General features: G+C 58.5%; 9 protein-coding genes, 1 tRNA gene and 1 pseudogene. 6 read left to right on the top strand and 5 right to left on the bottom strand.

What is annotated here, in order from left to right:
- Positions 1 to 187: 187 nt before the first annotated feature.
- From ACNA0I_RS18905 to ACNA0I_RS18885, 5 genes are all read left to right on the top strand, one after another.
- Entirely contained in the window at positions 188 to 1,453 is a 1,266-nt protein-coding gene (locus ACNA0I_RS18905) for an aspartate kinase (RefSeq protein WP_415807576.1), read from the top strand.
- A 70-nt stretch (positions 1,454 to 1,523) separates the two neighbouring features.
- Positions 1,524 to 1,616 (top strand) — tRNA-Ser (locus ACNA0I_RS18900).
- 162 nt (positions 1,617 to 1,778) lie between these two features.
- Positions 1,779 to 2,975, top strand: a complete 1,197-nt coding sequence (locus ACNA0I_RS18895) for a tyrosine-type recombinase/integrase (RefSeq protein ID WP_415807575.1) — start codon at positions 1,779 to 1,781, stop codon at positions 2,973 to 2,975.
- Positions 2,976 to 3,168: 193 nt separating this feature from the next.
- Entirely contained in the window at positions 3,169 to 4,344 is a 1,176-nt protein-coding gene (locus tag ACNA0I_RS18890) for an STY4528 family pathogenicity island replication protein (protein ID WP_415807574.1), read from the top strand.
- 1,051 nt (positions 4,345 to 5,395) lie between these two features.
- The gene (locus ACNA0I_RS18885) at positions 5,396 to 6,259 is read left to right on the top strand and encodes a phage integrase N-terminal domain-containing protein (RefSeq protein WP_415807573.1); all 864 of its coding nucleotides are present in this window, start codon (positions 5,396 to 5,398) and stop codon (positions 6,257 to 6,259) included.
- 229 nt (positions 6,260 to 6,488) lie between these two features.
- On the opposite strand, the pseudogene ACNA0I_RS18880 reads toward ACNA0I_RS18885, so the two are convergent.
- Positions 6,489 to 6,854, bottom strand: a pseudogene (locus tag ACNA0I_RS18880) (ArsB/NhaD family transporter); the annotation flags it as partial.
- 198 nt (positions 6,855 to 7,052) lie between these two features.
- Between ACNA0I_RS18880 and ACNA0I_RS18875 the strand changes: the two are divergent.
- The gene (locus ACNA0I_RS18875; protein WP_415807572.1) at positions 7,053 to 8,021 is read left to right on the top strand and encodes an arsenic resistance protein; all 969 of its coding nucleotides are present in this window, start codon (positions 7,053 to 7,055) and stop codon (positions 8,019 to 8,021) included.
- 232 nt (positions 8,022 to 8,253) lie between these two features.
- Here ACNA0I_RS18875 and ACNA0I_RS18870 read toward each other — a convergent pair whose 3' ends face one another.
- From ACNA0I_RS18870 to ACNA0I_RS18855, 4 genes are all read right to left on the bottom strand, one after another.
- Positions 8,254 to 8,703, bottom strand: a complete 450-nt coding sequence (locus tag ACNA0I_RS18870; RefSeq protein WP_415807603.1) for an ArsR/SmtB family transcription factor — start codon at positions 8,701 to 8,703, stop codon at positions 8,254 to 8,256.
- 256 nt (positions 8,704 to 8,959) lie between these two features.
- Entirely contained in the window at positions 8,960 to 9,592 is a 633-nt protein-coding gene (locus ACNA0I_RS18865) for a cation efflux transmembrane domain-containing protein (protein WP_415807602.1), read from the bottom strand.
- Between the two features lie 185 nt (positions 9,593 to 9,777).
- Positions 9,778 to 10,443, bottom strand: coding sequence for a DsbA family protein (locus ACNA0I_RS18860; RefSeq protein WP_415807571.1), 666 nt, complete (start codon positions 10,441 to 10,443; stop codon positions 9,778 to 9,780).
- On the bottom strand, positions 10,440 to 10,889 hold the full coding sequence (locus ACNA0I_RS18855) for a disulfide bond formation protein B (RefSeq protein WP_415807570.1): 450 nt from the start codon (positions 10,887 to 10,889) through the stop codon (positions 10,440 to 10,442). Before ACNA0I_RS18855 ends, ACNA0I_RS18860 begins: the two co-directional genes overlap by 4 nt.
- Positions 10,890 to 11,017 lie beyond the last annotated feature (128 nt).

The following is an 11,017-nucleotide window of genomic DNA, read 5'->3' as shown; positions in this document are numbered from 1 at the left end:
CATCAGGCGGGGCGGACTCANCGNNNNGGCCAGCGCCCCCTCAGACACGCCGCCGGTACGTCTAAATAGAGATACTTCGAACGTTAAACCTCCTCAAAATTGACCCCCTCTGCGCAAATTTTCACCACGCGCTAAAATACTCAGCTTTGCCTGCCCAGCAGTGGCAGGTTTCCAGCCAGAGTACGAGATGTCCCTGATCGTTCACAAATACGGCGGTACCTCGATGGGCTCAGTCGAGCGCATCCGCAACGTCGCGCGTCGCGTCGCCAAGTGGCATGCCGCTGGCCACCAAGTGGTCGTCGTGCCGTCGGCCATGGCCGGCGAAACCAACCGCCTGCTGGGCCTGGCCCGCGAAATCGCGCCCCAGCCCGACCCCCGCGAACTCGATATGATTGCCGCCACGGGCGAGCAAGCCAGCAGCGGCCTGCTCGCCATTGCCCTGCAAGCCGAGGGTGTTGCCGCCCGCAGCTATACAGGTTGGCAGGTGCCGGTCCGCACCGACTCGTCCTTTACCAAGGCACGTATCACCTCCATCGAAGACGCCCGCATCCGCGCTGACCTCGATGCCGGCCGTGTCGTCATCGTGACTGGCTTTCAGGGCATCGACCCCGAGGGTCACATCACCACGCTCGGCCGCGGTGGCTCCGACACCTCGGCCGTGGCCGTGGCTGCTGCCCTCAAGGCAGACGAGTGCCTGATCTACACCGATGTCGACGGCGTCTACACTACAGACCCGCGCGTCGTCCCGCAGGCACGCCGCATGTCCGTCGTGTCCTTCGAAGAAATGCTCGAAATGGCCTCGCTGGGCTCCAAGGTACTGCAGATCCGCTCAGTGGAATTCGCTGGCAAGTACCGCGTTCCGACCCGTGTGCTGTCCTCGCTGACCGACCCCCTTATCCCGCTCGAAGAAGAAATGACTTCGGGCACGCTGATTACTTTTGAGGAAGACGAAAAAATGGAAGCCGCCGTTGTCTCCGGCATCGCCTTCAGCCGCGACGAAGCCAAGATCACCCTGTTGGCCGTGCCCGACACCCCGGGGGTAGCCTTCTCCATCCTGGGCCCCGTCGCCGCCGCCAACATCGACGTCGACATGATCGTGCAAAACCAGTCCGTCGCTGGCACGACCGATTTCTCGTTCACGGTCAACCGCAACGAATTCCAGCGCACCATCGAACTGCTCCAGCGCGAAGTCGTGCCCGCCGTCAAGGCGCGCGAACTGGTCACCGATGACAAAGTCGCCAAAGTCTCCATCGTCGGTATCGGCATGCGTTCGCACGTCGGCGTCGCCAGCCTGATGTTCCAGACGCTGTCGCAAGAGGGCATCAACATCCAGATGATCAGCACCAGCGAAATCAAGACCTCGGTGGTCATCGACGACAAATACATGGAACTGGCCGTTCGTTCGTTGCACAAGGCGTTTGGCCTGGATCAGGTACCCGCTGAAAAAGTCTGATTCCGCGTCCGTTTTTGGCATGCGTCAGTGGCGTATGTCAAAAAAACCGTGCTAGAATTACAAGTTCTGCGGAGACGTGGCCGAGTGGTTGAAGGTACTCCCCTGCTAAGGGAGCATGTGGCTTAAAACTGCATCGAGGGTTCGAATCCCTCCGTCTCCGCCAGTTTAAGTTCTACAGAAATCTATAGAAGTCCACAAAACCCGCATGAACACTATGTTCTGCGGGTTTTTTGTTATCTGGACATCCAAGCTGATCTGTTGACAGCGACAAGATTCTGACGGTATGTTGGACGGTATCTGAACGACCGTCAGGAGAGATACCGTCATGGCGTTATCGGATATCACCGTACGGCAGGCCAAGCCGAAGGACAAGCCCTATAAATTGACCGATGGTTCCGGGCTCTATCTACTAGTCAACCGGGCGGGCAAGTATTGGCGCTACGACTACCGCTTCAACGCCAAGCGCAAGACTGTGGCCTATGGGGTGTATCCGGTTCTGACCTTGGCGGCAGCGCGCGATGCGCACCTTCAGACCAAGCGCCAGTTAAAGGCCGGTATCGATCCGATGGCCGGGCGTCAGGAAGAACGTCAGGTGGCCAGCCTGACGTTTCGCAAGGTGGCGCAGCAGTGGCGCGAACAGTGGAAAATCGGCAAAACCACGAAACACGATGCTGATGTTTGGCGACGTCTGGAGATTGACGTGTTTCCTGCCATTGGCGACAAGCCAGTCGCGGAACTGACTACTGCCCATGTGCGGGACTGCGTAAAAGCCATCGAACAACGCGGCGCACTGGATATTGCCAAGCGGCAATTGCAGAAATGCAGCCAGATCATGCGCTATGCTGTGGCCCACGATCTTGCCGAGCGCAATCCGGTGGCCGATGTGCAGCCGGCAGACATCTTGCCCACCCGCAAGAAACGCAACTATGCCAGACTGGATGCCAAAGACCTGCCGCAATTGCTTTGCGACATTGACCATTACGTCGGCGGCGAACATACCCGGCTGGCACTGCAATTGATGGTGCTGACGTTCGTGCGCACATCCGAGTTGATTGGCGCAACATGGAGCGAGTTTGATCTGCCCGGCAAGCGCTGGGATATTCCTGCCGAACGGATGAAGATGCGCACGCCCCACATTGTGCCGCTCAGTCGTCAGTCCATTGCCGTTTTGGAAACGCTACGGGCGCTGTCCTTCGGGCGCGATTATGTCTTCCCCGCCGATACGGGCAAGCCTACGCACATGAGCAACAACACGATTCTTTATGCGCTATATCGTATGGGCTATCGGGGCCGCATGACCGGCCACGGCTTTCGCGGCATGGCGTCCACCATTTTGCATGAGCAAGGCTGGCCTCACGCCCACATTGAACTGCAATTGGCGCATCAGGAACGCGATGACGTGAGCGCCGCCTACAACCATGCGCTGTATCTGACGCCCCGGGCGAAGATGATGCAGGCCTGGGCGGATCACGTAGGCAGGCTGCGTATGAGCAAGGTCGTCGCTATGCGCACGGCGGGTTGAGACTTGCCTCTCGTAACGAGTGCGTTGGAAAAGTGGGTCAGTGAACGGGCCGTACCCCGAGGCGATAATAGTGCGATCTACGCACCGGTCAATACGGGTATGGAGCAGATCGCATTGTTGCCTGACGGGTGAGCGAGACTGCGATGAGATGGGAGGTAACGGGCCGCTGTGGCCCGATCTCTGGAGGCTTCTCATGTCAGACCATCATCATCACCACCACGATCCGCAGAGGCACAATGCCCTGTTTACCACGCCCTCTGCGCTCATGCTCGATACCCGGCTCACGCCGCTAGAGCGCAATGCCTGGCAAGTCCTGCGCATGCTGCGCGGCGCAGACGGTGTGAGCCCACTGGCTAGCCTGGGGCAATTGCGCCGCTACCTCACTACCACGCCCCTGGGGCAGCGTGCGGGCTACCTGACCGCGCGGCGCGTACTCGTCGTGCTGCGTCTGACCGGCTGGATCAGTCTGATTGGGCAGCATCGCGATCCCATGACGGGCCATGTCCTGAGCGAGCGGTATGAGGTGCATGAGCTCGCATTGCGCTTTGAGCAGGCCAGCGAGCGGGATGCTGGCTTGGCGCAACTGTTGCACGAGTCCGTCGACGGCGAAGACAACCAGGTGGATCGCGTCGCCATGCACATCCGGGAAACGTTGGAGCAAGCGCCCACGGCGAGCGATAACGACGCTCGCAAGCCGAGCCACGACGACGACGAGCCACCTGGTCCCATGCCGCCATCGCCATCGGACCAGGACGCTGCCCAAACACCGGCGTTGGAGGATTCCGTCAGCAGCATGGAGAGTCCGCTGCAGACCGGCCACGCCCACCCCATGCCGCACGAGCAAGACAGTACGTATAAGACGTATATGTATAAAAAAGAACGTACGTACCGCGCACGCGCGTATAAGGAGGGCGGCTCAGTATCCTCCCCCTTGGCCTTGCCGCCTTGCCTGAGTAACGCTAAAACTGATCAGCAAAAAGATGTGCAGGCCGCCTTGCGCCGGCTGCCGCCCGCGCATCGCCAAGAGGTGCTGGACGAATTGCAGGCACGCAGCCAGAGCGGCACCGTGCGCAATGTCATCGCTTACTTTTTTGGCCTGATCAAGCGGGTGCTTGCCGGAGAATTTCGCTTGTGGGCGGGCCGCAAGGCGGAGCAACCTGCCAGCCTGCCACAACAGCCCGGTGCGAGTACAACAGCGGCGACCCCGCGTCTGGCCACCCGTCCAGAGCCACCCATGCAGCCCGCATCGCGCGAAACCGCGTTTGCGTACCTCGCTCACCTGCGCAAGACGCTGAATATGCCGGAGCATGCGGGCGAGCTTGCCGCGCAGGTGGTGCAGGCTAACGGCTGGCGGCCTCGTCCTGCCTAGGGCTGGCCTTGGCTTCGCGCTCCTGCGGGCCTTAACGAGGCGCGGCCGCTTGGAGCACCGCTCTCGCCGAAGGGCAAGAGTGCAGGGGGACACACATCCCTGGCACCCAGCCGACAGGCTGATACGCTGCGTGGGCGTCGATGGTGCGCTTACGCCGGGTGCTCACCCGTTCGGTGCTCGCCGGCGGCGGCACGCCGCTGCTGCGGCTTACGCGCCCGCCAATGACACCCACTACTCGCGGCTTGCTCTGACCGATTGCACGTCGCTCGTGTGGAGGCTGCCGCATGGCTTTGCACGCGAGCTGCCTGTGCAGGCGTGACATGGGAACCATGGCATCCCTGCGCAGGCAGCCGACAAGGCCGAAGGCCGCGTCAGTGCCGCAACAGGTAAGGGACCGGCGCGAACGCTGCCGCAGCGCCTTTTGCCGCAGCACGGCACCGATGCCGCGACATGGGCCGTCACTGCGCGCCGCAGTGACGGCCCCACGCATCCCAGCAACAATACGGGCAAAACCAAATCCTATTGTGTGCGGCATACATGATGATGGCCGGCCTACACTGACCAGACAGTTGCCAAGACCGATGGGCTTCATACATCGGCACCCCAGCACCGCGGGTTCCTTCAAGCACTGGCCCGTCAGGGTGGAACCCATCCAGGTATGCCCAGGCTCCTGCTGCATACCGACCCCTACCCATGGGGTGGAGCCTTCTTTTATCTACTTGTACTCATCCTTTTTCGCGCCCACGGCGCACTGTCCCCAGCGACCATGCCTTGCGTGCAATGCGCTAGGTTGCGGCGGCTTTCCCTACTTATCTCACTCACTTTTAACACGGAGGGTTCATCCACGTTCAGCGCATTTTCATCTCGCAGTACGTCCGTTCGGCCTTCCAGCAGGGAGCAAGACGGAGGCCTCATTCGAGGCTTTGGTGTCCCCTGAACACCATGCCCTTGCCCTCACGGGATCTCGCCTAGCGAGTTGGCACTAACACTAACCATTGGGTTTCAGGACAACACGACAGTACCGACAACACGTTCACCCAGAGACGGAAAAATGGATGACTTGACCTATACCCTGCGCCAGCTTTGCCAGCGCAACCGCGACGGCAGTCACACCACCCAGGCCGACCGCACACGCTCGCTGACGTTGGTTGCGCGGCAACTGCGCGAGGCCGGTTTCCGACAGATGAAGGCCCCATCGCTCAAGGGAAAGCATGTCGAAGCCCTTTTAGAACGTTGGCAAGATGAAGGCTTGTCCGCTGGCACCATCAAGAATCGACTTTCGCACCTGCGTTGGTGGGCCGAGAAGATCGGCAAGGCGGGCATCCTGCCGGCGGACAACACGCAACTGGGCGTGGCCGAGCGCCGCTATGTGACCAATGTCAGCAAGGCACGCGAACTGGGCACAGGTCTTGCTCACGTTACCGATGCCCACGTGCGTATGAGCCTTCAGCTACAGGCCGCCTTTGGATTGCGCCGGAAAGAATCGCTCCTCTTCCAGCCCCGTTATGCAGACAAAGGAGACCATCTCGCCCTGAAAGGCTCATGGACGAAAGGTGGAAGGGAGCGAATCGTACCAATTACCACGCCAGCCCAGCGTGAGGTGCTGCAAGCGGCGCACCGTCTGGCGGGAACCGGGTCATTGATCCCGGCGCACAAGAACTACATCCAGCAGCGGCACGTCTACGATGGGCAGTGCAAGGCAGCGGGCCTAAGTCATATGCATGGGCTACGTCATCAGTATGCGCAAAGCCGCTATGAGGTCTTGACCGGCTGGAAAGCCCCTGCGGCGGACGGACTGTCAACGAAGCTCCTGACGTCTGCGCAGCGCGTGCAGGATGCTCACGCGCGGCAAACCATTAGCCAGGAGCTGGGGCATGAAAGAGCACAAGTCACCGCTACCTACCTCGGGAGGTAGCTCGGTTTCTGAACAAACAATGGGGGCAAAGATTTACCGGTACCGACGCTCAGTGCTGCGCCAACCGACCAGAGGCTGGCTACAATTCCAGGCATTTTTTTTGAAAAAAACAATGTACTGAATTAAGAGTTGATCGTGTGCGTCCGAGCCGGGGACTCGCACAGCGATCATTCCACATATCCGCGGGAGGAGAGCTCGCGTCAAGCCCCTGGTGTAGCTGACGTACGACCTAATCTAATCGCCAAACTAGGGCAGCCAAAGTCACGGCGAGCACTGGCAACGTCAACACGATACCGACCTTGAAGTAATACCCCCAGGAGATGACGGTGCCTTTGCACTCGAGTACGTGCAGCCAGAGTAGTGTGGCCAAGCTTCCGATGGGCGTGATCTTGGACCCCAGATCGCTACCGATGACATTTGCGTAGATCATGGCCTCTTTCACGACTCCGTCGGTTTGCCTAGCATCAATCGACAATGCACCTATCAATACGGTGGGCATGTTGTTCATGACAGAGGAAAGAAAGGCTGCCAGAAAGCCTGTGCCGAACGTCGCGGCCCACATGCCCTGCTCTGCCAATCCCGACAACATGTCGGCACGAAGATTGCGACAGCTGCTATCATGAGAAATTATTCGTATGGCTTTTCTTAGTTTGGAATTTATGGGTACCGTCCTGGCCCGATGCCGTCGTACTTGAACGATTCTTGTGGTACCTATAGGGCCAAGCCCGTACCCATATAGGCGGTGGCGATGTGCTTCATCGCGCTGTATACCATCGCTTTTCCAGGATTTACCGTGTCCCTAGCCAAATATCGCGAACGCCTGGAATCCTGGCAGATCTTTGTCTACTTCGCGGCCGTCATAGTGGCTTTGTGCCTAGCGTGGCAATTGCCTGGAACAGTGGCGCTGGCGCCAGCTATCGATCCTCTGCTGGCCTTCATGCTTTTTGTGACCTTTCTGCAGGTACCTCTGACGGAATTGCGGGAGGCTCTATCGAACGTACGCTTCCTGGGCGCGCTGCTAACGGCGAACTTCATAGCGGTACCGCTACTAGTTGTCGTGCTGCTACCCTGGCTGCCTGCTGATCCGCTGCTACGCATAGGCGTCCTGCTGGTACTACTGACACCATGCATCGATTATGTCGTGACCTTCGCACACTTGGGGCGCGCTGACGCTCGGCCACTGCTGGCCTCCACGCCGGTGTTGTTGATTGGGCAAATGTTGCTCCTACCAATCTTCCTCGGATGGCTCTTGGACCATACGGCAGCTGACCTGGTGAAATGGGAGCCATTTATGCATGCCTTTATCTGGCTGATTGCCGTACCGCTGGTCCTGGCCGCTGCCTGCCAAGCCTGGGCATCGCGCGGAAGACCGGGCCAGGATATCGTGAACATGCTGGGCTTACTACCGGTGCCAGCCACCGCGGCGGTGTTGTTCGTCGTCGTAGCCGCAACGACACCGCAACTTGGACATGCACTGGGTGTCGTGCGTACTGTTGTGCCGATCTATGTCGTCTTTGCTATCACTGGACCGCTTTTGGGTTGGTACGTGGCGCGTGCTTGGCGGCTGCCCACCGCCCAAGGGCGTGCCGTGGCATTCAGCGCCGCCACCCGCAATTCGCTGGTGGTTCTGCCGCTCGGGATGGCCATTCCAGGCGCCGTTCCCTTGATTCCTGCGGTGATCGTCGCGCAGACGCTAGTTGAGCTCATCAGTGAACTGGTCTACGTGAAGCTGCTTCCGCGTATGGGAGCAGGGCCTCGCTAGCGCGAGATTAGCCGCGTAGGTTACCGTCTGAAGTCAACCCCTCCCGTCAATGTCACGGCGCACTGGGCTTGCTGGCAGATTCGTCCAGTCCCGCAGGGGCGGTGGATCGAGACTGCGTGGAAGCGCGATAGATCGCCGAGATAGCCCCCTTCTAAGTCCATAAAATTGAGGCTTCAACCTCGTATGCAAGAGTTTGCTCGCAAACGCGCGTCTATCCGAAACGACCGATAATCTAGTCAGAGGTTTGCTGCTGCTTCGAATTGGTAAATATGTCGCCAATCGCCCTCATTTCAATGAGTCCGCCGGCACACATAAATCCGGTGAAATCTGAGCATCTGGCCGCCTGATCGGTCAACATGAAGGACATCAAAGCGCCCATCAAGGCAACATCAGCCTGGTAAATAATGCTAGGCCCTTGTCGGCCCCCCAAACTAGGCCCGCGCGCCAACACTGATAGGTGCTGCGATACCGTGTTGTGGGGGCCACCCACGCGTTCTGCAATCGTTCCTGCTGCGACACCTTCGGGCTCTCGGCTCACCCGCAGGCGAAATATCTCTAGGCGCGTCGGCTGAGACAACGCGTGAAAGGCGCTCAATGCGTGCTGAAAAGACGTTTCTCCGTGTGGAGGATCAGGGTTGAAATGGCTGGCAACGGCTGGCGATGTAGGGCGTACTGTAGACATATTGGCGCAAATAGCGTCATTGATTCTGTATATCCAGACAGACCATATCGCAAACATGACAGATTGGTGTCAGCAACAATCCAGCAATCATCGTGGTTGCACGCAGACTATCGCCGGAGTCCCGCGGTCAGCCGGAGACCATTCCACCGAGTTACTGCTCGCCTCTGGCGTTAGGGCCGCATTGTCCGCCTGCTGAAAGGCAGCAGGCGGGTTATTAGTCGACAGGCATGGTCCTGACGGACAAGTGTCGCGGTGTCTAAGCCGAGTCGGCACTCTCCACGGCCTTGCTAGCCTCGCCCAGAATGTCGCGACCACCTTTGGCCGCGATAACCGACACAACCAAGCCAAGAATGAGGTCCGGCAGATTGGAGTCCAGTCCCAATACCAGGGCACCTGAAAGGACAATTCCGAGGTTGACGACCGAGTCGTTGCTTGTAAAGATAGTTGACGCCTTAAAGTTGACGTCCTCTCCGCGATGGCGCTTTAGCAATCTCAAGCAGATGATATTGAGTGCCGCATTCGCTGCGGCCATCGCCATCATTGCCGGACCCACTGGTGCCTCGCCGCCAAAGAACCGCCGAAGGACCTCAGCTGCCAGCATCGCCGCCAAGGCAATCAACAGCCAGCCCGAGAGACGGGCGGCTCGGATTTTTATCGCCTGTGAACGTCCAACCGCATAGAGGCTGACGCCGTACACGGACGCATCGGCCAGATTATCCAGGGCAGCTCCAATTAGTGCAGTTGAAGAAGCCCACATTCCAACCACGACCCCAACTGAGCACTGGCTCAGGTTGATAATTAAAACAAGCAACAAGATCTTACGATCGCCCATTGAGCGGTCATCAAATTTGTCGCTCTCATCACTGCCGTTGCTGTCGTTCATTGACAATGCCCAGATAGTTTCAAAGGGATGAACTAAAGGTCTTGAGTGATTCGCCTCAGCAGTGGCGGAATTCAAAACCTCCGAAAACGCCTACCGAATCGGGATGCCTTCATAAATCAACAACGATTAATCTTGAGGCGTCGGTATTTGAACCATTCAATATGAGGCAGAACAAAGCTGCCCATCACACGTTACTGCTGCCGTTTGTGGCGGCCCACTGCTTCTCCGACTGCATTTGAAAGCTCCTGGGGCGTAAGCTTGTCAAGTCGGCTTCCCTCGACGAAGAATGTGGGAGTGCCCTTTATACCTACAGCGTTGACGTCCTTCGCGTCGGCCTCAATGATTGCGCTGACGGCTCCGTCCTGCATATCAACGCGGGCTTTCGCTTCATTCAGGCCCGCGCGTGCCGCAGCGCTCCATGCAGCAGCGACGTTTGGATCGTCATGCCATTCTGGCTGCGCGTTCAGCACTGCCTCTAAAACCGGGAGAAAGAGCTCCTGCTTACGAGCCGCCTCCAGCATTCTCACCACTGGCTCGGATCCTTTGTGAAGCAACACATAGCGCAACACCAAGCGGACGTCGTCTGGGTGCTTCTTCAAGAGTTTTTTAACGTGTGGATAAAAAGCACGGCAGCCTTCGCACGAAGGATCAAAGAACTCGACGATGGTTATAGGCGCATCGAAGCGCCCAATCACAGGGGAATGAAAGCGCACTAGCATTGCTCCGTCCTTACGCGCGACGGATTGCTGGATCGTTTTCGATTCCGGCGCACCCGTTAACCGTACAGATAGGACGGCGACAGCAAATACGATAAGCGAAGTTGCACCGATGGTGATGATAAGCAGACGTCGATTCATTGTTTGGAATAGTGTCGGGCCGTGAAAAGGGAGGCTACGATCATAGTAAACGCAAGCAGTGAGAGAAACGGCAAGGGTACAGAACCAAAGATTGTCATGGCGGCACCTGAACAGGAGCTAGCCGCCGAACAAACGGAGATCTCCGGCTCAATCACATGCCAGTACAACAGCGTGTGATAACCTGCGATCCCACCGCCGACTAGCGCCAAGGGTGAGGCGTAACGCCAGACCCCATAATCCTCACGATAGCAGGCGACACCTAGTATCCAGCAGAGCGGAAACATGAATATCCGCTGGTACCAACACAATACACAGGGGGTCTGCCCCAACACTTCGCCAATGAAAAGGGCAGATAATGTTGCGCCCAGCGCAGTTGCCCATGCCAGAACCAGGCCGGCCCAGGAGCGTCGAATGTGGTTCCCTTCTGAAGCAGCGGCGACGATCACGAAGCATTCTCCCTAACGGTTCTGCGCGTTACTACGCAAGCTGAATGCCTCGTGTAGATTGCGGCGCATGCGGCCCTTCAGCAGTAAGCAAGGTCGTCGCACATCAGCGGAGGTTTTGGCCGACATTT

It is taken from the genome of Bordetella muralis, assembly GCF_965139205.1.
GTDB lineage: Bacteria > Pseudomonadota > Gammaproteobacteria > Burkholderiales > Burkholderiaceae_B > Bordetella_A > Bordetella_A muralis.
Note: the sequence above shows the minus strand (reverse complement) of the source record. Positions and strands in the feature narration are given on the sequence as shown.

What these genes read in the sequence shown, in the direction of transcription:
- ACNA0I_RS18905 (WP_415807576.1), top strand. Translation starts at nt 188, where the DNA reads ATGTCCCTGATCGTTCACAAATACGGCGGTACCTCGATGGGCTCAGTC.
- ACNA0I_RS18895 (WP_415807575.1), top strand. Translation starts at nt 1,779, where the DNA reads ATGGCGTTATCGGATATCACCGTACGGCAGGCCAAGCCGAAGGACAAG.
- ACNA0I_RS18890 (WP_415807574.1), top strand. Translation starts at nt 3,169, where the DNA reads ATGTCAGACCATCATCATCACCACCACGATCCGCAGAGGCACAATGCC.
- ACNA0I_RS18885 (WP_415807573.1), top strand. Translation starts at nt 5,396, where the DNA reads ATGGATGACTTGACCTATACCCTGCGCCAGCTTTGCCAGCGCAACCGC.
- ACNA0I_RS18870 (WP_415807603.1), bottom strand. Translation starts at nt 8,703, where the DNA reads ATGTCTACAGTACGCCCTACATCGCCAGCCGTTGCCAGCCATTTCAAC.
- ACNA0I_RS18860 (WP_415807571.1), bottom strand. Translation starts at nt 10,443, where the DNA reads ATGAATCGACGTCTGCTTATCATCACCATCGGTGCAACTTCGCTTATC.